The 23,404-nt window shown below is 71.1% G+C and carries 21 protein-coding genes; 11 read left to right on the forward strand and 10 right to left on the reverse strand.

Annotated elements, in window-relative coordinates:
• Window positions 1–164 precede the first annotated feature (164 nt).
• A complete protein-coding gene (locus tag ACTWPW_RS16705) occupies window positions 165–455 on the reverse strand; it encodes a hypothetical protein (protein WP_443169196.1) in 291 nt (96 codons plus the stop codon).
• Between ACTWPW_RS16705 and ACTWPW_RS16710 the strand changes: the two genes are divergently transcribed.
• Complete coding sequence (locus ACTWPW_RS16710) at window positions 442–720, forward strand: hypothetical protein (protein WP_443169197.1); 279 nt, start codon at window positions 442–444, stop codon at window positions 718–720. The two genes, ACTWPW_RS16705 and ACTWPW_RS16710, sit on opposite strands and share 14 nt — an antisense overlap.
• Window positions 721–791: 71 nt before the next feature.
• Here the strand turns inward: ACTWPW_RS16710 and ACTWPW_RS16715 are convergent, their stop codons facing one another.
• The 7 genes from ACTWPW_RS16715 to eccCa form a co-directional block, all read right to left on the reverse strand.
• Entirely contained in the window at window positions 792–1,079 is a 288-nt protein-coding gene (locus ACTWPW_RS16715) for a YbaB/EbfC family nucleoid-associated protein (RefSeq protein WP_375116405.1), read from the reverse strand.
• Window positions 1,080–1,091: 12 nt separating this feature from the next.
• Window positions 1,092–1,481 (reverse strand): YbaB/EbfC family nucleoid-associated protein, encoded by a 390-nt coding sequence (locus ACTWPW_RS16720; RefSeq protein ID WP_375116270.1) that lies wholly within the window; start codon window positions 1,479–1,481, stop codon window positions 1,092–1,094.
• Window positions 1,478–2,332: a hypothetical protein gene (locus ACTWPW_RS16725; protein WP_375116271.1), complete on the reverse strand. Its 855-nt coding sequence runs from the start codon at window positions 2,330–2,332 to the stop codon at window positions 1,478–1,480. Before ACTWPW_RS16725 ends, ACTWPW_RS16720 begins: the two co-directional genes overlap by 4 nt.
• Window positions 2,333–2,341: 9 nt before the next feature.
• The gene (locus ACTWPW_RS16730; RefSeq protein ID WP_443169198.1) at window positions 2,342–2,833 is read right to left on the reverse strand and encodes a hypothetical protein; all 492 of its coding nucleotides are present in this window, start codon (window positions 2,831–2,833) and stop codon (window positions 2,342–2,344) included.
• Between the two features lie 242 nt (window positions 2,834–3,075).
• Window positions 3,076–4,215 (reverse strand): WXG100 family type VII secretion target, encoded by a 1,140-nt coding sequence (locus ACTWPW_RS16735; RefSeq protein ID WP_375116273.1) that lies wholly within the window; start codon window positions 4,213–4,215, stop codon window positions 3,076–3,078.
• Window positions 4,212–4,520: a hypothetical protein gene (locus ACTWPW_RS16740; protein ID WP_375116274.1), complete on the reverse strand. Its 309-nt coding sequence runs from the start codon at window positions 4,518–4,520 to the stop codon at window positions 4,212–4,214. The genes ACTWPW_RS16735 and ACTWPW_RS16740 overlap by 4 nt, the downstream gene beginning before the upstream one ends.
• A 61-nt stretch (window positions 4,521–4,581) precedes the next feature.
• Window positions 4,582–8,562, reverse strand: coding sequence for a type VII secretion protein EccCa (gene eccCa, locus ACTWPW_RS16745; protein ID WP_443169199.1), 3,981 nt, complete (start codon window positions 8,560–8,562; stop codon window positions 4,582–4,584).
• Between the two features lie 236 nt (window positions 8,563–8,798).
• Between eccCa and eccD the strand changes: the two genes are divergently transcribed.
• From eccD to ACTWPW_RS16785, 8 genes are all read left to right on the forward strand, one after another.
• Window positions 8,799–10,145 (forward strand): type VII secretion integral membrane protein EccD, encoded by a 1,347-nt coding sequence (eccD, locus tag ACTWPW_RS16750; protein WP_443169200.1) that lies wholly within the window; start codon window positions 8,799–8,801, stop codon window positions 10,143–10,145.
• A 21-nt stretch (window positions 10,146–10,166) separates the two neighbouring features.
• Window positions 10,167–10,610 (forward strand): YbaB/EbfC family nucleoid-associated protein, encoded by a 444-nt coding sequence (locus ACTWPW_RS16755; protein WP_375116277.1) that lies wholly within the window; start codon window positions 10,167–10,169, stop codon window positions 10,608–10,610.
• Between the two features lie 262 nt (window positions 10,611–10,872).
• Window positions 10,873–11,190 carry a WXG100 family type VII secretion target gene (locus tag ACTWPW_RS16760; protein WP_375116278.1) on the forward strand — a complete coding sequence of 106 codons (318 nt, stop codon included), beginning with the start codon at window positions 10,873–10,875 and terminating at the stop codon, window positions 11,188–11,190.
• 17 nt (window positions 11,191–11,207) lie between these two features.
• Entirely contained in the window at window positions 11,208–11,513 is a 306-nt protein-coding gene (locus tag ACTWPW_RS16765) for a WXG100 family type VII secretion target (protein WP_375116279.1), read from the forward strand.
• Between the two features lie 72 nt (window positions 11,514–11,585).
• Complete coding sequence (locus ACTWPW_RS16770; protein WP_375116280.1) at window positions 11,586–11,975, forward strand: hypothetical protein; 390 nt, start codon at window positions 11,586–11,588, stop codon at window positions 11,973–11,975.
• Window positions 11,975–13,306 carry a hypothetical protein gene (locus ACTWPW_RS16775; protein ID WP_443169201.1) on the forward strand — a complete coding sequence of 444 codons (1,332 nt, stop codon included), beginning with the start codon at window positions 11,975–11,977 and terminating at the stop codon, window positions 13,304–13,306. The genes ACTWPW_RS16770 and ACTWPW_RS16775 overlap by 1 nt, the downstream gene beginning before the upstream one ends.
• On the forward strand, window positions 13,303–14,358 hold the full coding sequence (locus tag ACTWPW_RS16780) for a hypothetical protein (protein ID WP_443169202.1): 1,056 nt from the start codon (window positions 13,303–13,305) through the stop codon (window positions 14,356–14,358). Before ACTWPW_RS16775 ends, ACTWPW_RS16780 begins: the two co-directional genes overlap by 4 nt.
• Window positions 14,355–15,101 carry a WXG100 family type VII secretion target gene (locus tag ACTWPW_RS16785; protein WP_375116283.1) on the forward strand — a complete coding sequence of 249 codons (747 nt, stop codon included), beginning with the start codon at window positions 14,355–14,357 and terminating at the stop codon, window positions 15,099–15,101. The genes ACTWPW_RS16780 and ACTWPW_RS16785 overlap by 4 nt, the downstream gene beginning before the upstream one ends.
• A gap of 6 nt (window positions 15,102–15,107) precedes the next feature.
• Here ACTWPW_RS16785 and eccB read toward each other — a convergent pair whose 3' ends face one another.
• Window positions 15,108–16,535 carry a type VII secretion protein EccB gene (gene eccB, locus ACTWPW_RS16790; RefSeq protein ID WP_375116284.1) on the reverse strand — a complete coding sequence of 476 codons (1,428 nt, stop codon included), beginning with the start codon at window positions 16,533–16,535 and terminating at the stop codon, window positions 15,108–15,110.
• Window positions 16,536–16,628: 93 nt separating this feature from the next.
• On the opposite strand from eccB, the gene ACTWPW_RS16795 reads away from it, so the two are divergent.
• Entirely contained in the window at window positions 16,629–17,015 is a 387-nt protein-coding gene (locus ACTWPW_RS16795; protein WP_375116285.1) for a hypothetical protein, read from the forward strand.
• 5 nt (window positions 17,016–17,020) lie between these two features.
• Complete coding sequence (locus ACTWPW_RS16800) at window positions 17,021–18,364, forward strand: WXG100 family type VII secretion target (RefSeq protein ID WP_443169203.1); 1,344 nt, start codon at window positions 17,021–17,023, stop codon at window positions 18,362–18,364.
• 79 nt (window positions 18,365–18,443) lie between these two features.
• Here ACTWPW_RS16800 and ACTWPW_RS16805 read toward each other — a convergent pair whose 3' ends face one another.
• Complete coding sequence (locus ACTWPW_RS16805; protein WP_443169204.1) at window positions 18,444–23,189, reverse strand: FtsK/SpoIIIE domain-containing protein; 4,746 nt, start codon at window positions 23,187–23,189, stop codon at window positions 18,444–18,446.
• Between the last annotated feature and the right edge of the window lie 215 nt (window positions 23,190–23,404).

Here is a 23,404-nt window from a genome sequence, read left to right on the forward strand (position 1 = left end):
CCCACGTCGGCCGCTCCGACCACCTCCGCGCCCACGTCGGCCGCGCCCACGGTGACCGTGACGCAGACCCCGACGCCGTCGCCGACCCAGAGTCCGACGCCGTCGAACGCGCTCATCACCGATCCGGAGACGACCGCCACCCCGACCCCGACGCCGTCCTCGGCTCAGACTCCCGCGCCGACCGTCACGGTCACCGTGACGCCGACGCCGACGGTGACGACCACCGCCAAGCCCACGACCACCGCCAAGCCCACGACCACCGCGAAGCCGACGACCACCGTCAAGCCGACGACCAGGCCGCCGACTTCGACGCCCGCGCCGACGAGGAGCACGGCCGGGCCCAGGCCCACCACGATCGGGCCGAAGCCCACCACGGCCAGCCCACCGCCGCCGATGCGCAACCCGTACTCGCCGGTGCAGGTCTGCGGGGCGGGCTTCTTCGTGCAGCGCAGCAAGGCCTTCCCCGGCGGCGAGACGTTCCAGCTCTACAACTCCGGCACCGGTGAGAACTGCGTGGTCACGATGAAGACCACGGACGTCGGCAAGCCGACCCGGGTGAGCGCCACGCTCGAGGTTCAGGGCGGTCCCGGCAGCACCCAGAGCGGCAACTACGACTTCTACGCCGGCCCCGTCAAGCTGCCCGCCAAGGGCAAGTGCGTGCGCTTCTCGGGCAGCGTCGGGTCCTCCGGCACCGACGCGAACTGGTCCAACTGCGGCTGACCGCACCACGGCACCGCGCGAGAACCCCCTCCGGATGCTTCCGGAGGGGGTTCTCGTTCAGTGCCTCACGGTCAGGGACGCAGGTCGTCCATCAGCTCGTCCTTGGCGGCCGCCGCGGCCGCCTCCGCCCGGACGACGGCGGCCAGGATCTCGTCGCCGAGGCGGCGGGCGTCCAGCCGTTTCCTGCTCAGGGGATGGATCTCCAGCTCGACCAGGGCGCCGAGAGCGTCGGTCGTGGCCACGATCCGGCCCTCGTCGGCGCGGCCGACGAACCGGCGCGTGCCCCACTCGGCCGCCAGTTCCTCGGCCCGCCTGGCGGCCGCGGCCAGCTTGTCCAGGCGTGCCATCGCCTCCAGCATCTCCCGCACGGCTCATCCCTCCCGCATCACTCGCTGGACGTGCGGCGCCAGCGGGTCCTGTGCCGCTCGCCCGGACGCCTCCAGGCCGGAGAGCTCGGCCGTCAGCTCCGTCAGACGCTCGCCCATGGCGGCGTGGGCCGCGCCGATCGCCTCCTTGACGGCCTCGGCGAGCTGGACGTGGTCGAGGTCGCGCAGGCCGCGCCCGTCGATGCTCAGCCCGAGCAGGCGGCCGGCGCCGGAGACCCGGGCGCGTACGACCCCGCCGGCGTCGGCGCCCTCCAGATGCTCCCGGGCCAGGTCGTCCATCCTGCTCGCGAGCGTGCCGGTCCAGTCGTTGATCTCCCGCAGCAGGCCCGCGAGGTCGCCTTCCCTGCCTTCGGCGAAGGCGTTGATCTCTTTCATTCGTTCTCCGTGGCCGGGACCCAGAGGTCCTGCACCCTGTCCGGGTCGTCGATGGTGGAGGCGAGGTTGAGGTCGCGCGGCCCCAGGTCCGGGTTGCCGGACTGGTAGAAGGCGCCCCTCAGGTCGTTGAGCCGCAGCTCCAGGCTGTTGAGGCTGCCTTCGTTGGCGAGGTAGATGTCGCCGAACTGCTTGACCAGGTTGCCGAGCGCACCCATGAAGACGCCGACCTGGGTCATGAGGGCGGCCCGTCCCACGGGGTGCGCGCTCAAGGAGGTCAGGGTTCTGAGGACCGGTGCCGAGGCGGCGTACAGGCCGAAGACCGACAGGTCGTACTCGAGCACCTCCTTGAACTGGCTGTGCATGGTGCTGCTCATGTCGTCGCTGACCTTGCCGAGCTGGCCGAACAGGCCGTTGACGTTGAACCTGATGTACTGCTGGAGCATCTCGGACGCATGGCCCTTCCAGTGCGGCGAGACGTTGTCGAAGTAGCCGCGCCACAGGTTCGACCTGTTGCCCTCCAGCGAGCCGGACATCTCCTTCCAGGTCTCCCGCCTGTCGTAGAACAGGAACGGGTTGCCGAGATTGAGCGTGGCCGCGACGTCCAGGCCGAGCGCCGCCACGCCCAACCCGGACATCAGCATGGCCCCCCGGGTGCTCTGCCGGAGCGGGTTCAGCTGGGTGACCAGGCGTTTGTAGAAGCCCGGGTCGGTACGCGCGGCGGCGGGCGGCACCTGGACGGTCCTCGCGACGGTGCCGTTGGAGTTGGCTATGTGGAGCTGCTGCGTGGCCTGCGGGGCGGTGCCCTGACCGGGGATGATCAGCCTCGGCGGCTGGTTCGATGGAGTCGACATGCGTCCTTCTCAGTTGTCTCCGCCGGGGTTTTCCGCGTTCCGGTAGTTCTGTGCCGACCTGGTGATCTTGCCGCTGTCGGCGGCGAGGACGCCGTGCAGGATCCCCGCGCTGTCCCCCCAGGTGTCGGAGATGCGGTTGAACCGGCCGACGAACGCCAGGCCGACGATGGGGACACCGGCGAGGGGGGCCAGGTTCCAGCCCTCGAAGCGGGGGGTCCGGTCCCTGACGAGGCCGACGCCCTGAGCCGTGGCGCTCATGGCCCCGGCGAACGCGTCGAGGTAGCCGGCCTGGGTCTCGTACCCGGGAAGGTCCGACGAGCCGCCGGGGTTCTCACGCTCTCTGGAGGCGTTGGCGGGCTCGTTGGCGTTCGTGGGCGCCGTGGTGGGCCGCAACGAGGGCGGCAGGCACACGGGCGGCGGGCACTTCGGAGAGTGGGGGCACGGGCTGACCAGCGACGGGCTCGGCGTGGGTGTTCCGGACGGGCTCGTGGTGGGGGTCACCGATGGCGACGGGGTGGGGGTCCCCGATGGCGACGGGGTGGTGGTTACCGTCGGGGTGGGGGTTCCCGATGGGGACGGTGACGCCGACGGAGTCGGTTCGGGTGTCGTCGAGGCGCTCGGCGAATATGGAGTCGACACTCGATCTTTGTACACCGGCACAATCCCACCAAATGGGCCTTTAACCAGGTAGTACGCAATATAAGATCAGAATTAATGCATGCGTAACCTGATCTTTCCTGGCTTCAGTAGGGCCGGTAGCCGCCTCCCCTTTCCAGGGATGAGATGCCCGGATGGCCGCCGAGATCGCCGTAGCGGCTGTAGGTGTACAGGACGCCGGCGATGATGTTGTCCACCGGCTCCCGGATCTGGCCGTAACCGGGCAGGGCGTGCGCGTTGAAGGTGGGCGGGATGGTCTGCATCAGCCCCTGGGACGGCACGCCGTTCTTGGCGTTGATGTCCCAGTTGTTGATCGCGTTGGGGTTGCCGCCGGACTCGTGGTAGATGACCGTCCAGATGCGCTGGATGTCCTTGGGGTCGTTCGGGTCCAGGTCGCTCACGTCCAGGCCCCGCCGCCTCATGATCGCGGCCATCTCGGGCGACTTGATGATCGTGAGAGCCTGCTTGATCCAGTCGACCACCTGGCCCTTGGGCGCCGGGGCGTTGCCGTACGACGACGGCGCGCCGGCACCCCCGCCACCGCCGCCGCCCCCACCTCCGCCGCCGCCTCCGCCTCCCGCAAGGTCGGGGTGGAGGCCGCCGGGGCCGTCCGCCGAGGCGAGCCTGGTGGGGGAATAGCCGGTGATCTTCTGCCAGTCCACCTTGTGGTCCCCCGGCAGGAAGTCGGCGCCGCCGGGCTGCCGGATGCCCCTGAAGAAGCCGAACCCTTCCTCGCCGAGCTGACCGCTGAGCGCCGTCGTGGCGGTGGACAGGGCGTTCCCGGCTTCGGTGACGGCCTGGCCGGCGGTGGTGACCGGGTCGCCGAGCTTGTCCTTGACGTAGTCGTCGATCTCGGCCTGCGTGGCGTCGCGGTGGTCGCGCTTGTACTCGTTCTGCGCCGAGACCGCGGCGTCATGCAGCCCGCTGACCGTGGTGTAGGCCGATTCCAGCTTGGTGGCGGCGGTGTCGAGCGCGGTGGCGCAGGAGGAGAGGGCCCCGTTCAGGTCCTGGCCGGCCCGGGGGTAGGCCGCCATGTGGTCGGCGAAGGCGACGGCCGAGTCGCCCTGCCAGGCCTTGCCCACCTCGGTGACGCTCCTGGCGAGCTGGTTCGTGGAGGTGGAGACGTGCCCGCCGATCGACCGCAGGCCGGCGGCGATGTTCCTGATCGCCGCCGGGTCGCCGTCGACCTGGGTCTTCAGCGCCGCCAGGCTCTCGACGACGCTCATGCGCCGGATCCCGTTTCGGCGCCGCGGAAGTTGGCGGCGACCTGGCCGAGCGCGCGCTCGACGTTCGCCATGCGGTTGCGCCCCTCACCGAGCTCGGCCCTGACCGATTCCCAGACCGCGTCGATCTTGGCGGCCAGTTCGGTGGCGCCTTCGAGCTCCCCGAAGATGGCGGTCCCGGTGTCGCCCCGTGGCGGGGTGACGTCGGTGTTCACGAACGCGTCGTCGAAGTCGAGCATGTTCTTCACCCTGTGGGCCTGCCGCCCGCATTCTTCGAGTGCTTGGACGTGCACGTCCACGTAGCTCATGGGGCTCCCCGACCGTCTGTGAGAACGCGAAACGCGATCATGATGGACACCTTCACGGATGCTACGGCTGTTCCAGGTAAGCGGTCTGGATCAGACGCGCGCCGTACTTCCTGTCGACGTAGAAGCCGCGCCCCACGGGCAGCTGCTGCGGGCGTATGTTGCCGAAGAGCTGACCCTCGTCCCTGTTGCCCGACATGATCAGCGCCGGGCCGGCCATCTCCTTCATGCGCTGGACGGCCTGGTCGTACATGGCGCGGCTGGCGCCACCGCTCTGCCTGGCCAGCACGAGGTGCAGGCCGATGTCGCGGGCCTGCGGCAGCAGCTCGGTCAGCGGCGCCAGCGGGTTGTTCGAGGTGGCCACGAGGTCGTAGTCGTCCACGACGATGTACAGGTCCGAGCCCTGCCACCAGCTCCGGCTGCGCAGCTGCTCCGGCGTGAGGTCGGCCGGGGGCAGGCGCTTGAGCAGGGCCGAGCGGGCGTCCTGGATGAGCTCGGCGGCCGCGGTGCTGGAGGCGGCGTAGCCGATGCGGTGCTCGGTCACCGCCGTGTCCAGCAGCGAGCGCCGGTAGTCGATCACGATCATCATGGCCTCGCGCGGCGTCTTCCTCCGGACCACCCCCTCCATGATGAGCTTGAGCACGTTGGACTTGCCGCACTCGTTGTCGCCGAACACGATGAAGTGCGGGTCGGCGTCGAAGTCGATCATGACGGGTGAGAGGGAGTCCTCGTCGATGCCGATCGCGATGCGCTGCGGGCCCGTCTGGTCCTGTCCCGGCAGGGATGCCGCGGGCAGCAGCGCGGGCAGCAGGCGCACCGGCGGCGCCGAGGGTCCCTGCCAGGACTCTCGTACGATCTCCACCAGCGACCGCAGCCCCTCGGAGACGTCCTCGGAGGTGCGCTGGCCGTCGATCCGCGGCAGCGTCGTGAGGAAATGCATGCCGTCCCTGGTCAAGCCGCGCCCTGGCGCCCCTTCCGGCACCGCGAGCGACGCCTTCCTGCTGATCTCCGACTCGTACGCGTCGCCCAGCTTGAACTCGATCCTGGTGCCGAACAGGTCCCTGATGGCCGGCCGGAACTCCGACCACTTGTTCGTCGTGGTGACGACGTGGATGCCGTAGCCGAGCCCGCGCGCCGCCAGATCGGTGATCACGGCCTCCAGGCTCTCGAAGTCCTGCCTGATCGTCAGCCACCCGTCGATGACCAGGAACACGTCGCCCCAGCCGTCGCTCTGGATGCTGCCGTCGGCGACCATCCGCCGGTAGGTGGCCATGGACTCGATGCCGGCCTCGGCGAAGCCCCGCTCCCGCTGCCGCAGGATCCCGGAGACCTCGGCGACGGTCCTGCGTACCCGGTCGGCGTCCAGCCTGCTGGTGACGCCGCCCACGTGCGGCAGCCCCTCCAGCGCCGCCAGGCCGCCGCCGCCGAAGTCCAGGCAGTAGAACTGCACCTCGCGCGGTGTGTGGGTGAGCGCCATGCCGGCGATCAGCGTGCGCAGCACGTTGGTCTTGCCGCTCTGCGGCCCGCCGGCCACGCCGATGTGCCCGGCCGCCCCGGACAGATCCAGCCAGTACGGATCCCGCCGCTGCTCGAACGGCCGGTCGATGATCCCGATGACGGCGTGCAGCTTGCCCCTGCCGTCCCAGCCGGGCGTGGACAGGCCGAGCTCCGGCGTGACCGACAGCGGCGGCAGCAGGTGGGTGAGCGTGGGCGACTGGTCGAGCGGGGGCAGCCAGATGCGATGGGCCGCCGGGCCGTGTCCGGCCAGCCGCTGGACGACGATGTCGAGCAGGCTGTCCTGCTGGCCGCGCTCGTCCATCTCCACGGACGGGGTCTCTTTAGGCGGCTGCGGCACGACGGGCAGCGGCATGTAGGCCGAGCCGTACTCGACGACCTGGCGCAGGATGGTGTGGCCGTCGTCGGCGCCGCCGCGGCGGCCGTCGCCCTGGTAGGGGCCCGAGACGTAGGCGGCCTTGAACCTGGTCATGCCCGAGGTGTCGTACTTGAGGTAGGCGTTGCCGGGCGCCGAGGGCAGCTCGTACGCGTCGGCCACGCCCAGCACGACCCGGCTCTCCATCGCGGAGAACGTGCGCAGGCCGATCCGGTACGACAGGTGCGTGTCCAGGCCGCGCAGCCGCCCCTCCTCCAGCCGTTGCGAGGCCAGCAGCAGGTGCACGCCGAGCGAGCGGCCCAGGCGGCCGATCATCACGAACAGGTCGATGAACTCCGGCTTGGCCGTCAGCAGCTCGCTGAACTCGTCGAGCACCACGAACAGCGTCGGCAGCGGCGCCAGCTCCGCCCCCTGCTCCCTGGCCCGCTCGTAGTCGCGCAACGAGGCGAAGTTGCCCGCCGCGCGCAGCAGCTCCTGCCTGCGCACCATCTCGCCGTGCAGCGCGTCGTGCATGCGGTCGACCAGCGGCAGCTCGTCCTCCAGGTTGGTGATGACCGCGGAGACGTGGGCGAGCGAGTCCAGGCCCAGGAAGGTCGCGCCGCCCTTGAAGTCGACCAGGACGAAGTTGAGGATCTCCGGGGAGTGCGTGACGGCCAGCCCCAGCACCAGCGTGCGCAGCAGCTCGCTCTTGCCGGAGCCGGTGGCCCCGATCACCAGCCCGTGCGGGCCCATGCCGCCCTGCGCCGACTCCTTGATGTCCAGCTCCACCACCCGGCCGTCGGCCCCGAGCCCGAGCGGCACGCGCAGTCTGTTGCGGCCGGCTCGCGGGCGCCAGGTGACCGCCGGGTCCAGGAGGGCCGGGTCGCCGACGCCCAGGAGCTCGGTCAGCGTGGTGTTGACCGCCAGCACGTCTTCGGCCTCGCCGCCGGAGGCCGCCGAGGCCCGCAGCGGCGCGAGCTGTCTGGCCAGGCCCTCCGCCCGCATGTAGTCGAGGCTGTCGGGGTCGCCGAACCGGGTCCGGTGCTCCTTGCCCGCATGGTCGATCTTCACCATGTGGAACCCGTCCGGGTGGACGTCCAGGCGCAACGTGAACTGCTCCGCCACGTCGGAGGTCGAGCCGGACAGGTCGATCACCGTCACGCCCTGGATGGCGTCGCCGCCGAGCTGGGAGTCGTGCGGCACGTGCCCGCCGTCCACGATGAGCACGTGGTACGGCAACGTGTCCGCCGCCGCTCCCGGCCGGAACCGGGCGCGTTCCTTGAGCTCGCCCCCGACCAGCCGGTCCAGCTCGGCCAGATTCTCCGCCATCAGCCGCACCTGCCCGGCCGCGTCCACCTCCTCGGGATGCAGCGCGTGCGGCAGCCACTTGACCCATTCCCAGTGGGGCATCCACTCCGCCCCGGCGCACACCATGATGCGCATGTCGTCGGGGGAGTGGAACACGGTCAGCTGGGCGATCATCGCGCGTAGCAGGTCGCGCACGGCGACCGGGTCGCCGTTCACCCGGATCCGGGCGAACGAGCCGAGCGCCACGGCGACGGGCAGCTCGGCGACCGTCGAATGGGCCCGGATGAACCTGCGCAGCGCGCCGGCCGACAGCGCGTCCAGGTCCTCGACGGGCTTGGAGTCCGGCGGGATGAGCTGGACGGCCAGCTTCTGGACGCCGGTGCCCAGGCGTACGGTCGCGAAGTCCTCGTCGCGGGGGCGCCGTTCCCACAGCCGGGGGCTCATGGCGATCCACCACAGGGCGTCGGGCTCGGGACCACTCCACTCCAGGGCCTCGCGCTGCTGGCGGGCCGCGCGCCTGGTCCGCTTGCGGATCTGGCTCAGGTACCGGAAGTAGTCGCGGCGGGCGCCGTTGAGCCGGTATTTCCGCTCGCCCGACTGGCGGCCCATCTGGCCCAGCGTCATGCCGATCATGGACAGCGCGAAAAGGCCGCTGGCCACGTACATGATCGGGTTGGCGTTGCCGAAGGAGGTGAACATCAAGGCCATCGCGGCCGCCCCCGCTCCCATGGGGAGGTAGGTGAGGACCAGCGCGAAGCCCTGGCCCTGGACTTCGGGGATTTCGGGAGGCGACTCGATCAGAATTTCGCCACGCGGGGGCTTGGGGCCGGGGCGGCGTTCTGGGCGACGTACGACGACGATGCTCATCGAGACGTTCTTATCAGAAAAGACCAGATATGTTCTCTGTTGTCCGTGACCACTGGTGGGACCGGAGAGTTGAGATGGGACAAATCGTTCAGGGGCCTCCACTCGGTCCGCCGGGTCCGCCGATGAGGCAGGGCCCGCCGCCCGGGTATCCCGGACCCCCTGGTCCGCCGCCTCAAGGGCCGTTCCAGCAGGGTGCCCTGGCGCAGGTTCCCATGCCGCTGCCGACCCAGTGCCACGTGACGATCGTCGGACCGCGGCGCAGGGCCGACCTGGCGCTGCCCGCCGACGTCCCGCTGCCGAACGTGCTTCCCGGCCTGCTGCGCGCTCTGGGAGAGGTGGGCGGCGAGGCGGCGGCCGCTCCCGGGTGGGCGTTGCAGCGGCTGGGCGGGGCGCCGCTCGATCTGGGGCAGAGCCTCGGCGCGCTGGGCGTGCTCGACGGCGAGATCCTCTACCTCAGGCCCCGCGAGGCGATCATGCCGCCCGCGCACTATGACGACGTGGCGGACGTGGTCGCCGGCGGGGTGCGCGAGGGCGGCGTCTGGTCGGCCAAGCACACCAGGATCGTGGGCGCCGGCGGCGCGGTCGGCCTGCTCGTCCTGGGCGGGTTCGGCCTGGCCATGTCCGGCATGTCAGGTCTGATCGTCACGATCGTGGCCGGGCTGCTGGCACTGCTGCTGGTCGTCACCGGCACGCTGCTGTCCAGGGCGGTCGGCGACTCGATGGCCGGGGCCCTGATCGGGCACGCGGCACTGCCGTACGGGTTCGTCGCAGGCCTGTTCGCCCCTGGCGGGACCCCGCTCGGGTTCGGCGTGCCGCACCTGCTGGCGGCGCTGGCCTGCACGGCGCTGGTGGCGGCCGTCGCCGGGGCGCTGATCTCCGACGGCGTCGCCGGCTTCCTCGGCACGGCCGTCGCCGCCACGGTCGCGGGGATCTGCTCCGCGGTCGTGATGGTGTGGCCGTTGCCGCCCGCCGGCGTGGCGGCGGTGGCCATCGCGGTGTTGCTGGCGTTCAGCCCGCTGATACCCACCTTGGCGTTCAAGCTCGCCAAGGTGCCGCTGCCGGCCATGCCGACGACCGCGGAGGAGCTCCGCAGCGACAACCAGCGCCTGGACGCCGCGGCCATCCAGGAGCGCACCAGGGGCGCACAGCGCTACGCCACCGGCATGATCGCGGCGATCGGCCTGTCCGCGCTGGTCGCGCAGCTGCTGCTGGTGTTCGCCGACGGCTGGGTCCCGGTCGTCATGATGGTGTCGCTGTCGCTCACGCTCATCATGCGGGCCCGGGTCTTCCGCGGGCTCGGCCAGCGGATCTGGCTCATCGGCTCGGGCCTGGCGGGCTTCGCCATGCTCGCGCTGTCCCTGGTCGGCTCCGGTGAGCTCGTCGGGTCGCTGGCCGTGGCCATCGGGGTGCTGTGGCTGGCGCTGACGAGCGTGGGCATCGGGCTCTGGCTGGCGACGGGGAAACCCTCGCCGTTCTGGGGCCGCGCGGCCGACATCCTGGACGTCGTGCTGATCGTGCAGCTTTTCCCGCTCGCGCTGGGCGTGCTCGAGGTCTACACGTGGGTGCGCGGGCTGTCCGGTTGATCTGTTCAGAGAGGTAGTGGGATGCAGGAGTTCGGCGACTTCGCGAACATCGACATCGACAAGTTGCTGAAGGGCGCCGACGAGCAGATCGGGCTCTTGGAGCGGTTCCAGCGGGACGTGGGCTCGTACGTCGGCCACGCCCAGGACGAGAACGGCATGGTCACCGTGGAGTACGACCACCAGGGCGTACGGGAGCTGGAGCTGCATCCCAAGGCGATGCGCCTGGCCTCGGGCGAGTTGGCCGACCTGATCAAGACGGCCATCGCGGACGCCTCGGCGGACTTCCAGAAGCAGTTCAGCGCCGGCATGCGGGAGCTGTTCGGCGACGACGAGGATCCGATGAAGTACGTCAACGACCCCGACGCCGCGCTCAGCAAGCTCAAGGAGGCGGAGTCGCTCCACGAGCAGGCGTTCACGGACGTCATGGGCCAGCTCAATCAGATCCGCCGCCGGATGGACCTCTGACGTGGTCCGTCCACCGCCGCGGTTCGCCACCTGTCAGGGCATGGTAGGCCGTCCAGCAGGGCGTTCATCCAAAAGTCGCCGGGGCGCGACTGATCCGTAATCTGTGATTACTGGGAATTACGGGGCTATTGGTGGCTAACATGCAATTTGAGGTTGATCGCGGGGGTAGTCGGTTCCACTCAGGGGTGACCGCCCGCCGGAGCAGCAACGCCATACCGACTTGGAGGTCCAGGTGGCACTGTACGGGGCCAGCCCTACTCAGTTGACGAACGCGGCAGGCTACTGCCAGGAGACCGCCCAGTACATCGAGGGCATGCGGCAGCGGGTCGAGCAGATCAAGGCCGACCTCACCACTCAGGGCTGGAAGGGCGGCGCGTCCCAGAAGTTCGCCACGGCCCTCACGCAGTGGGACGGCGAGTTCAGGGGAGTCATCCAGATCCTCGAGGACATCTACGACCGGCTGAACATGGGCGCCGGCGTCTACCGGAACGCCGCCGACCAGAACATGGACATCGCCGGCGGCTTCGTCGGGGCCGGCGAGGCCGGTCGTATCGACTCCCTCATCAACGCCAACCGCTGAGCAGGACGGAGAACGCCATGACGATGCCCGACGACTACACCTACGTCCGGTTCGGCTCGATGGAGCAGGCCTACGAGCAGCTCCAGAAGATCGTCACCGAGCTCGACCGGGCCACCGACGACCTCTACGCCGACATCAAGAAGGAGCTCGGCGCGAGCTGGGAGGGCGAGGCCGAGACCTTCTTCGAGGACAAGCGCCGCCGGTGGAACGAGCACGAGAAGGCGATGGGCCAGCAGCTGTTCCAGGCCGCGTCGGCGGTCAACGTCGCCAAGGGCAACTACGAGAGCGCCGAACGGCGCAACATCAGCATCTGGACGGACTGACACGGGCTCGTTGATCCCCTCTCGGTCATCGCCGGACGCGGTGGCCGAGAGTTCTGCTGCTAGAGGTGAGGTATGACAAGCAGGGATGCGACGGACGGGGGCACCGATCCGCTGTCTGTCGATCCGAACCTGTTCGGTGACGGCCGCGAGAACTCACCGGTCGGCATACGGGCCATCGCACAGGAATTGAGGATCAACCTCGACGCCATGCTCGGCGGCGGCGAGCGGCCCAACGGGAACGTCAATCAGATCTCGACGGACGGCGAGCTCTCGGCCGCCCAGATCGGCCAGTGGGACGACGCGCAGGCCCTTGCCTCGACCGTCGGATCGAGCAACGCGGGCAGGAAGTTCGCCGAGGTCTACCAGAAGTTCATCGAGGCTTACCAGAGCGTGGTCGAGGCCGTGGAGGCCAGCGCGGACAACCACGACCGGGCTCGCCGGGCCAACGAGGGTGATGTCTGATGGGTGAGCGGGAGGTCGTCACCATCCTGTCCTTCGGCAACCTGCCGGAGGGCACCTGGGTCACGAAGACCAAGAGCGAGATCAAGGCGCTGCTCCAGAACACCGACCCCTTCTACATCGAGGGCACCGGGCAGACCTACCAGAACGCGGCGACCAAGATCGAGCAGGCCGTCACCGCTCTGGAGGAGCACGCGCCCAAGATCGCCGAGGTCTGGCAGGGTCCGGACGCCTCCCGGGCCCGCCACGCGCTCGAGATGCTGCACGCCTCCGGCAACGAGCTGTCCACCAAGCTGTCCATGATGGGCGGGGCGCTGCAGACGTACGCGGCCCACCTCAGGGAGACGCAGGGCAAGGTCGACGAAGAGGTGACGGTCCCGGCCGCCGGGTCCATGACCTCCTCCGAGGAGGAGCTCGTCAGGGAGGGCCTGGAGAACACCAAGGCCCAGCGCGCGCTCTACGAGCTCAACCAGAAGATCGTCAGCATCTACGACATCGAGGTGCCGCACAGCGTCTCCTACGAGCTCCCCGCGGTCAGCCTGCCCGCCGCCCCGGTGGACACGCAGGACCCGAAGTACCCCACGGGCTCCGGGACGCAGGGCCCCACCTTCCGCACGCCCCTGAGCGAGATCAGCGGCGGCTCCAACGGCGGTGGCTCGGGAGGATTCGGCACGACGAACACCGGCGGCGGCAGCACCGGTTCGCTTCCCGGCGGCTCCAACCCTGGGGGATCCGATCCCGGTGGCTCCAACCCGGGTGGTACCCACCCGGGCGGCTCCGACCCCGACACTCCCGGCTCGAACAACCCGGAGAACCCGCAGAACCCGGATGCCCCGGTCGATCCGGCGCCGGACGCGCCCACGACCGAGGATCCCGGGCAGGCGCAGAACCCTGTCACGGGAACCGGCGACGACGACACCGTGCCGCCGGTCATCGGCACTGACGACAAGACAACCATCGATGGCCCGAACGGCACGAATCCCCGCCAGACGGACATGGCGAGCTACCAGCCGACCACCGCCACGATCGCCTCTCCGGCCACGCCTCCCACCACCACGATCAGCCCGTCGTACGGTTACGCTCCCGCGCCCGTGGGCGGTTCGCCGGGCACCCCCGCGGTGATCGGCTCGCCGGGTATCGGCACCGGCCAAACCGCACTGACCTCGTCCGGCTCCCGCGGTGCCGGCGGGACGTCGGCCGGCGCGCCCTTCCTGCCGTTCATGGGTGGCGGGGCCGGAGGCGAGCACGGTGACCTGGAACGGAGCACGTACATGCCGGAAGACAAGAGCGCCTGGACAGTCGGCTGCGAGACGACGGACCCCGTGATCGGATGACGAACAACGGGTCGAATCCCTACGTGCCGGACTTCGGCAGCCAGGGATTCCAGATGTCGTCGGGCATCTCCTTCACCAAGGAGGAGCTTGATGCCGGCGCCGGCAAGATCAGCCCGGAGGTCGACCGCGTCGATGCTCTGGAGAGGCAGACCGGCGGCCTGGGCGTGCCCTGGCCGCACTTCGGCGTGATCGGCATGGGGATCCAGAGCGTCCACGGGGACGCGATCAACCAGCAGAAAGAGGCGCTGGCCAGGGCTCGCCGGGCGCTGGAGACCTGGATGCCGGCCCTCACGGCGGCCGATCGCAACTACCAGCAGGCCGACGACGACAGCGGTGACGGGCTGGGCGACCTCGGTGGCGCAGGCGATCTCGGTGGCGCGGGCGATCTCGGCGGCATGGGGAACCTCGGCGGTGCCGGGGATCTCGGCGGCCTGAAGCCGGACCTGCCCACCGGCGCGGGCGACATGCCCGACATGCCGGACACCGACCTGCCCGGGCCCCCCGACGGCACGCTGCCTGACGGCACGCTCCCCGACGGCACCCTTCCCGACGGGACGCTGCCGGACGGCACGCTGCCCGGCGGCGAACTCCCGGGGGCGGGGAACCTGCCCGGCACCGACCTGCCCCAGCAGAACCTGCCGACCACCGATCCAGCGGACATGAGAGTCCCCAGCATCGACTCGGCGCTCAACCCGGCCAAGACCGACCTGTCGTCCTACCAGCCCACGACGCCGCAGCTGCCGGGCAACCTGCCGTCCGCGGACCCCTCCGGCCTGGGCACCCGTACGGGACCTGGCTCCATCGGGGGAACCGGCGCCGGGCTGGGAGCGGGGATCGGCCCGAACGCCGGCATCCCGGGCGTCGGCGCGGGGCTGCGCGGGGCGGGCACGCCGGGCGTGCCGATGATGCCGATGATGCCGATGGGCGGTGCGGGCGGAGCGGGCGACCAGGAACGCGACCGGGACAAGACCGTCGGGCTCTCCGAGGACGAGGGCGTCTGGGGCGGCGATGAGGACATCGCACCCCAGGTGATCGGACAGGAGGACCTGTGAGCATCTACAAGGAAACCTACATGGCGGCCGCGAGCACGGCCTTGGTCGCGGCCGGCATGATCTGGAGACCGTGGGGCTTCTACGTCGCCGCCACCATCGGCACCATGATCTCCGATCCCGAGGGCATGACGGAATCGGCTGCGGGCTGGCGGACGGAAGAGCTCGTGACGCTGGGCGCGCAGCTCGACGCGCTGAAGACCCAGCTCAAGGATCAGGGGACGTGGGAAGGAAGCGCGTTCGACGCCTTCGAGAGCGTCCATACGAGCTTCAAGAACTCGATCGACGATCTCAATGCGGCCAGGGACGACACCGGCCAGGCGGTCGACTCGGCGGCCGGCTTCTACCGTGTCGGCGCCATCGTCTGCTCGGCCGTCGCCCTCGCCATGCTGGGGTGGGGGATCGCGAAGATGGCCATGAGGTTCAACCCGGCCACCGCTGTCGCCGCGGAGACCACGGACGCCGCCGTGGGCAATGCCGCCACCTCCACGATCAGAACTGTGGCCAAGAGGCACCTCATGGTGGCCGGCGGCATGGCCGCGGTCCTGGCCGTCGTCGTGCAGCAGTCCAAGATGACCGGCAAGATCTTCCCCACGCTCGAGGCGATGCCGACCCAGATGTCCACCATGCAGAACGGCGGCTCGACCCCGTTCACCAACGACGGCATGACCTACGACGAGGACATGGCCACCCTCACCCCGCAGATCGACGAAACCATGACGCAGGGCGGCGGCTTCCAGATCTAGGCGGCGTCACTGCGCCGGCTGGATCGCCTGGACCTCCTGCACGGGTGTCCTCGCGGCCGCCGGGTCCAGAGCGGGGCCGTCAGGGATCAGCCGCAGCAGGTGGGCGGGCACCGGTGCGACGTCCGTCGCCTCGTACCCCAGCTTGCCTATCGCGTCCGCCGAGGTCAGCCGGAACCTCCTGCCCTGGTCCGTGATGAGCGAGAACTGCTGCACCGCCGACAGTTGCCCGTCGCCCGGCAGGGTGCCGGCCAGCACCGCGCTGCCCGGCGGGAGCAGCACCTGGTCGACCTTGTCCGCGCCGGCGCGGACCGTCGGCGCCGGGATGCGGATCTTGCTGCCGGTGGTCAGCACGGCCCTGGTCGAGCCCTTCCCGGTGTTCGCGTACACCGCGCAGAGCGGGGCCGACACACCGGGCGCGCGGAAACGCGGCATGGTGGCCGGCAGGCCGTTGTTCAGCATGGTGCGCGCGGACGCCTTCATCGCGTTGGCGCTCGCCGCGTCGATCGGCGTCTCGCGGACCGGGCTCCTGCCGTAGGCGGCCTTGCTGGCCGGGTCCTGGAGCAGGAGCATCGCCTGGGTGTGGCTGATCGGCGCCAGGCCGTCGGCCAGCAGGACGTACCAGCGCTCGTTCGAGCCCGCCACGGACGCCACCTTGTACACGTGCCCGACCCTGGCCGCCTTCCCGCCGGGGCCGGCCGCCTTCCTGCCGTGCTGCGGGACCTTGGGAGCCGCGAAGTCGACGCCCGCGGGGATGGCGTTGATCCACGAGGTGGGCACGCGACGTGGCGTCTGGTCGCTGAGCCGGCTCACGTTCGCCGCCCGGAGGCGCTGGTTGGCCCAGAGCACCCAGCTCTGCTGCCCGTCGCTGACGAGCAGCGCCTCGCCGCCCACGGGCGTCCCGCCGATCTCGGTCCCGGCCACGAGGGTCACGAACGGCTTGGGCAGGCCGGAGGCATCGGCCCCCTCGGTCACGCACGCCGACCACGGGGCCTTGACCAGCCGATCCCGCTTGGGCAACGAGTCCGGCGCCCCCTGGATGCCCACCTTCCGGCCACGGGCGAAGCCGGCCAGCGACTCCGCGGACACCGTTCTGACCTGGATGTCGGCGCTGTCGAGCATCAGGCGTGCGGAAACGTAGTTCGCCACCGGCTGGAGCTGGCCGGTCTGCTGGTTGTAGACGTACGAGGCCCCGGTCTCCTCCTCGATGAGCAGTTGACCGGCCGCGGTCAGCTTGGTGGCGTTCCCCGGGCTGAGCAGCCCCCAGATCCCGAACCCGGCGACGATCAGGATCGCGATCAGCAGGCCCGCGAACGTCGCCACGTTCTGCCGTCGCATGGGGGATTCCGGCACATCCGGCTCCCCCTGCACCAGAGCCATCCCCAGGCGCTGCGCCATCAAGCGCTGTGCCTGATAAAGGTCCTTCTGGGTCTGCATATTGCCTAATGTTACGCATGTTGACTATGTGTTTTCTGTACGGCAAAGAAACATCCGAGTAAGCTGCTTGATCGAGTGCCAAGGGGGAGGCTCGTGGGAGAGACACAACCGCCCGGCGACTGGCCAGGGCTTGAACCCGAACGCGACGGCGTGACGTACGACGCCCAGAAGATCTCGAACATCGCCGGAGAGCTGCGCGAGGTGATGAAGCCCATCAGCGGTGAGGGCCGTACCCAGCGCCAGGGCTCGATCAACGACCTCAGCGTTTACGGCGACCTCTCCGACGTGCGTCGCCACCTGCTGAGCATCGACAACTGGCAGGGTGGCGCCGCCTTCGCCGCCACGCTGGTACAGAGCTACCAGGAGTTCATCACCGTCTACGAGGACGTCCTGGAGAACTTCGCCACCGCGATCACCCTGGTGGAAGCCGGGGCCGGCACCTATCAGGTGACCAACGCCGCCAACGAGGGCGAGGTCTGATCGGCGTGGGAGAGAACAAGCGCGAGATCCACCTGCTGAAGCCCGCCTGCATGCCCTGGACCGTCGAGACGAGCGGCCGGAGCGTCGAGGAGGTCGTCACCTTCATCAACGGCTTCGACGAGACGCGCATCGAGCAGGCGGCCACCGCCTACAACGACGCCCACACGGCGGTCACCACCGCCAAGAACGGGCTGGAGGCGCAGGCCCGCAAGCTCGCCGAGGTCTGGGAGGGCCCTGCCTCGGTCGAGGCCCAGCAAGCGCTCGGGATCCTCTATGTGACGCTGGGCGAGCTGGCCGACAAGCTGAAGAAGATGGCCGAACCCATCTCGGCCCTCGCGACGGTGGTGAGCAAGCACAAGTCGTTCGTCAATGACGGCTGGAAGGGGATCATGCCCACCTGGGCCAACCAGGGTGGACTGACCGGCGGCAGCTGGAATGACAGCATCGCGGACCTCTACAGCGTCTACACCGGCGTCTACGGGGGCGACAGCGCCACCGGGGACTGGGGGTCCCAGGACGAGCTGGCGGGGCTCCACCTGAAGACGTTCGGCGACGACCTCTCGCACGTCCACATCATGATCCCGGACACGGTGGAGAAGGTGCTCCGGGACATCCGCCCCCCGCAGATGCCGCAAGAAGACCCCGACCCGATCGACTACTCCCAGTTCGGCAACCGTGACACGGGCGGCCTGACCCCCGCCTCGTACGGAAACACCGATATGTCCGGAATGCCGACCGGAGGTCCGGGCACCGGAGGACCCACCTTCGGCGCCCTGGATCCGTCGACCGATCCCTCGACACCGAACACTCCCGGCTATCCCGGGACGAATCCGCCCGGCTACCCCCCGACCGACTCCCCGACCGGGCCTGACCCGAACGGCCAGGACCCGAACGGCCAGAACCCGGATGGGCAGAACCCGAACGGCCGGGACCCGAACGGCCAGAATCCCGGCGGTCAGTACCCGAACGGTCAGTACCCGAACGGCCAGAATCCCGGCTCGGGAACGAACACCAACTTGCAGGACTACCGGCCCACGACGGCATCCACGGTTCCCACCGGGACCGTCCCCACCACGAACAGCTACGGCAGCCCCACCTCGTCGTACGGGCCCGGCACGTCCGGGGGCGTGTACGGCGGCGGGGGCGGAGTGATGCCGGCCGGAGGCGCGCCGGGCGTCGGCGCCACGCGCGCCGGCGGCACGGGCATGCCCTTCCTGCCGATGGGCGGGATGGGCGGCGCCGGAGCGGGCCAGGAATCCCAGGACCGGGAATCGAGCACCTGGCTCCACGAGGACGACGACGTGTGGGGCGGCGACTCGGACTCGGTGGTGAACGACCGGATCGGCTGACACGCCGTGCCGTCCGTTCGCGTGTTGCTCGACCACGGCCAGGAACCGTCCTGAGGTTCCTGGCCGTGTGCCGGGCTCCTCAGCCGCTGTCGGGCAGGGCGGCCTGGACGGGCGTGATGGTGCCGGTCGTCACGAGGAAGCCGCGCCCGGCCGGCCCGCCCACGGTCCCGCGCGGGAGCCGGATCGTGAAGAGGTCGCCGTCCGTCTGCCCCTGCACCGCGAGCAGCAGCCCGGTACGGGCCTTGCGCGCCTCCGCCACGAACCCGCGGTAGGCCACGGCCAGGTCTCCCGTCGCGCCCGCGACGAGCAGCCCGTGGTCGCCGTCGCGGCCCGACCGGAGCACCTCCTCCAGCGCGGTCCCCAGCGGCCCGTCGGGGTTGACCAGCTCGGCGTCGTCCACCAGCACGACGTAGTGGTGCAGGTCCGCCACCAGCTCCGGCAGGTTCGCGGCGTCGGCGTCCAGCACGGCCAGCACCCCGCCGAGATCCCGCAGCGGGCTGCGCCGGGGGGTGACGGCGATGACCGGCGTACCCCGGGTGATCAGCGACTGGGCGGCCGTCATCAGCACCGACGAGCGGCCGGAGCGGGACGGCCCGGCGATCACCGCGCCCGGACCGTGGGCCTGCAGGTCGAGCCCGAGCGGGGCGAGCGCGTCGCCGCCCGCGCCGACCAGCGCCCACAGCGGCGACGGCGGGCTGAAGTCCGGGTCGAGGGCCAGCGTCTGGGAGGTGGTGATGCGCATGGGCAGCGCGTCCACCCGCAGCGGCGGCGCCCCCACCCGGCGCCGGCCGCCGTTTCCCGCCCCCGCGGCGTGCGCGGGGGCGGACCGCCCACCCGCCCCGCCTCCGGCACGGGAGCCGCGAGCGGGTTCGGACGCGGGTGCCGTGGCGGCGCGGGCCAGGGCCTGGAGCGCCGCCACCTGCGCCGGGCCGGCCGGGTCGTCGGCCAGCAGCGCGATGTGGTGCTCCACGATGCCGTGCTCGCCCATCGACAGGGCCCGGCCGGGCGGCATGACGGAGGGCAGGCCCTTGAGCGGGAAGCCCGCCAGGCCGTAGTCGGAGGAGTCGGACAGGCGCAGGAGCAGGCGGTCGTCGAAGACCGTCGAGACCTGGCCGAGCAGCCCGGACCGGTCGCCGGTGACCACGGCCCTGAACCCGACCGCCGCGCCCTCCCGCAGCAGCTGGAGCAGCGCCTCGATCAGCCGCCCGTAGTCGTAGCCCTCGAACGCGGCCACGAAGCCCTCCCAGCGGTCGAGCATGAACACCATCCAGGGCAGCCGATGGCCCGCCTGCCGGTATTCGGCCAGCGACGCGTGCCCGGCCTCGGCCAGGAGCTGCTGGCGGCGGCCCACCTCGGCGCGCAGCCGCGTCAGCAGCCGCTCCACCCGGTCGAGCTGGTCGCGGGTGACCACGGCGCCGCAGTGCGGCATGGCCACCAGCGGCAGCAGCGCGCCCGAGCCGCAGTCGACCGCGTGCAGGTGCACGTCATCGGGGGAGGCGTACGCGGCGATGGCGCCCGCGATCGTGCGCAGCGCCGTCGACCTGCCGCTGCGCGCGGCCCCGGCGATCAGCAGGTGCCCGCCGTGGGCCACGTCGAGCGCCAGCGGGTGCCGGTCCTGCGCCCACGGCCGGTCGGTGATCCCGAACTGCAGCGGTGGCACCTCGGCGAACGCCTCCGCCCCGCCGCCCGCGTCCGCGCCGTTGAGTGAGTGGGGTGCGGCGAGCACACCTGCGGCCCCGCGGCTGTCCGAGGGCCCGTTCCCCCCGTCGGGGAGGTCCAGGACGAGGCGGGTGGGCAGGGGGTCCAGCCACGGGCTGGGCTGGACGGGCACCCCGGCCAGGCGGGCGGCCTCGATCAGGGCGTCGGCGGCGAGGGTGAGGTCCGTGGTCGTGGAGTCCTCCTCCTCGGGCCGCGGGGGCGGTGGCAGCGCCTTCCCGAGGGCGCGCCAGTCCACGTCCAGCACCCGTACCTCACCGCCCGGCACGGAGGCGACACCGGACGCGGCGGGGCTGCGGCCGCCGACCCTGGCCGTCTGGACGGCCACCGCGGCCCCCACCCCCGAGCGCACGTAACAGCGGCCGGGCGTGGACTTGGAGATGTGCGCGGCGTCCGGCAGGTCGATGACGTCGGCCGACTCGGCGGGCTCGGTCACCCGCAGCGCGATCCGCAGCGAGGTGTTGGCCTGGATGTCGGCCGTCACCACGCCCGCGGGCCGCTGCGTCGCCAGGATCAGATGGATCCCCAGCGACCGGCCCCTGCGCGCGATGTCCACCAGCCCGGTCACGAAGTCCGGCAGCTCGGCCACCAGGGCGGCGAACTCGTCGATGATCAGCACCAGGCGCGGCAGCCCCGGCCCCGCGTAGTCCTCGATGTCCTTGGCCCCGGCCGCCGCCAGCAGCCGCTCCCGCCGCCGGATCTCGGCCGCCAGCGAGTCGAGGGCCCGCTGCGTCAGGTGGCCGTCCAGGTCGCTGACCATGCCGACCGTGTGCGGCAGGCGTACGCACTCCTTGAACGCGGCGCCGCCCTTGTAGTCGATCAGCACGAACGTGAGCTGGTCGGGCCGGTTGGCCACCGCCAGCGAGCAGATCAGCGTCTGCAGCAGCTCCGACTTGCCCGCGCCGGTGGTGCCGGCGACGAGCCCGTGGGGGCCGTCGAGCCTGAGGTCCACCGAGAACGGGCCGTCCGGGCCGACGCCGATGAGCGCCTTGGTGCTGCCCTGGTCGCCCCACTGGGCGGCCAGCTCCTTGCCGGAGGGGACGGGCATGCCCATCAGGTCGAGGAGGCGTACCGCGTCGGGGAGGTTGCCGCCGGGGTCGTCCCTGCTCACGTCGCGGATCGGGGACAGCGCCCGGGCCAGGCGGTCGCACCAGGGGGCGGACACGAGGTCGGCCAGGACCGGGCCGATGACGTCGAGGCCGCCGCCGCGCAGGCGGACGAGGCCGTCGGTGCCGCACGCGGCCACGGTCTGGCACTCCTCGGGCAGCAGGCGCTGGTCGTCGTCGATGGCCAGCGTGTACACGCCGGAGCGCGGGCCCTGGCGCAGCACCTGAGGCATGTTGGGCAGGCCGCGCAGGACCTGGGCGCCGTCGAGGATCACCAGCACGTCGTAGGGGCGCACGTCGTAGGAGGAGAACGTGGGCTTCTCCGGCCCGCCGAGGTCGTCCCAGCCGGTGGGGATCTTGCCCAGCTCGGGGATGGCGGTGTTCTGGCGCTCGTCGATGAGGGCGGCCAGCTCCGCGACCCGGCGGGTGGCCGAGTCGGGGTCGGTGCCCACCAGCGCCACGCACTCCTCGCCGGCCCGGGGCGCGCAGTGCGGCAACCAGCGCAGCCAGCCCCAGCGCCGCTCGGCGTCGGCGTGCGCGGACACCACCACGATGGCCAGGTCACGCGGGCTGTGCAGGGTGGCGGCCTGGGCGACCAGCCAGCCGGCCAGGCTGGTCGCGGATGAGCGCGGCCCCGTCACGCCGGCCACCCCCAGCCGCCGCATGGGCAGCGCCACCGGCACCGAGCGGCAGATCGGCGGGTCGATGGGCCCGCCCTGCTCCTCCGACAGGTCCAGATCGGCGGGCAGGTCGGCGAGCCCGACGCGCAGCCTGAGCGCGTCGGAGTCGTGGATCCGGCGCTCCCACAGCCGCCTGCGCGGCCCCGTGGCCGTCAGCAGCACCTGCGCCGGGTCGGGCGCGTCGGACCTGCGGGCGGCCTCGTCGGCGGCCCGGGCCCGCTCCACGGCCTCGTCGTACGCCCTGACCTGCTCCTCGTACTCCTTGAGCGCCTTCTTGTGCTGCTTCTTGCCGTGCCGCCGGTCGCTCCACCACTGGCCGATCATGATGACCGGCGTCATGAGGGCGACGAGCAGGTAGTACCACTGCTTGAGGGCGATCGCCAGGGTCAGCCCGAGCACGGCCGGCAGGCAGGCGGCCAGCAGTTGCAGGCGCAACCCCTCGTTCCGGCCCGGCTCCTTGGGCTTGACGAACTTGCGCTGGGGCTCGGGCCGCAGCAGCCTGGGCGGGCGGTTGTAGGCGACGCCGCCCTCGGTCCGCGGTGCCAGGTGCGCGTCCCTCGGCTCGATGGAGGTCAGCACGAACACCGAGGACCCGCAGGTCAGCACGGCCTGGTCGGGCCATTCCACCGGCTCGGTGAGCGGTCGCCCGTCGAGCTCGGGCACCTCGTCGTGGCCGGCCGCGTGCTCGGCGGCCTCGCGCTCGGCCGTACGCGCGGTGAGCTCGGCCACCTCCTCGGCCCAGCGCCCCTTGAGCTTGATCCTGGGCGCCTCGCCGCGCGGGCGCCACGCCCGCTCCACCGTGATCGCCTCCGGCGTCACGCGTACGGTCACCGCCTCCGGAGCCAGCGCCGGGTCGTCGGCCGCCATCGCGCACATCGGGTCGGAGCCGATGACGTGCACGCCCAGCCCCAGCCGGTGCACCGCCCCGGCCGCCGGCCCGCCCACCACGCGCACCTCGGCGACCCCGCCGGGCTCCTCGACGACGGTGGCGCGGGCGAGGTGGGGGTCGAGCGTGACCTTGTCGCCGTCGCGCAGCACGGCGGCGGCCGGGGTGCGCGGGTCGAGCGGCCGGCCGTCCCGCCACAGGACCGGCGGCCCCATGTCGGAGCGCTCCGGCCGGCGTGGCCTGGGGACGTGCGCGCCGACGCCGCCGGACGCCGTCATGCCGTAGGGCGCCCGGGCCTTGGGCAGCCGGACCACCTCCGCCAGTGGCCCCTGATCGCTGAGCGCCTCGCTCAGCCTCGCCACCGTGGCGCCGTCGTCGCCGTCGATCACGACGTCACGATCGCCCTGCCCGCCGATCACGGTGAGCATGATCCGCATGGTGCCGTCTCCTCGGTCGACTTCGGGCGCAAAGGTAGCGTCCGGAACGTGGCCTGGCGCGCCGGTTGACGGCAATGGCATGGCCGACGGGATGAAGGGGGCAGATTCCCCAAAGAATGTGATTGGAGTGCCTGAAGTTATTGAAGTGGCGACTAGCCCGAAAAATCATCACTCGTCAACTTGATAGAAACAATAGGCATCGATTATTTCGGCTT

This window comes from Nonomuraea sp. KM90, assembly GCF_052246675.1.
GTDB lineage: Bacteria > Actinomycetota > Actinomycetes > Streptosporangiales > Streptosporangiaceae > Nonomuraea.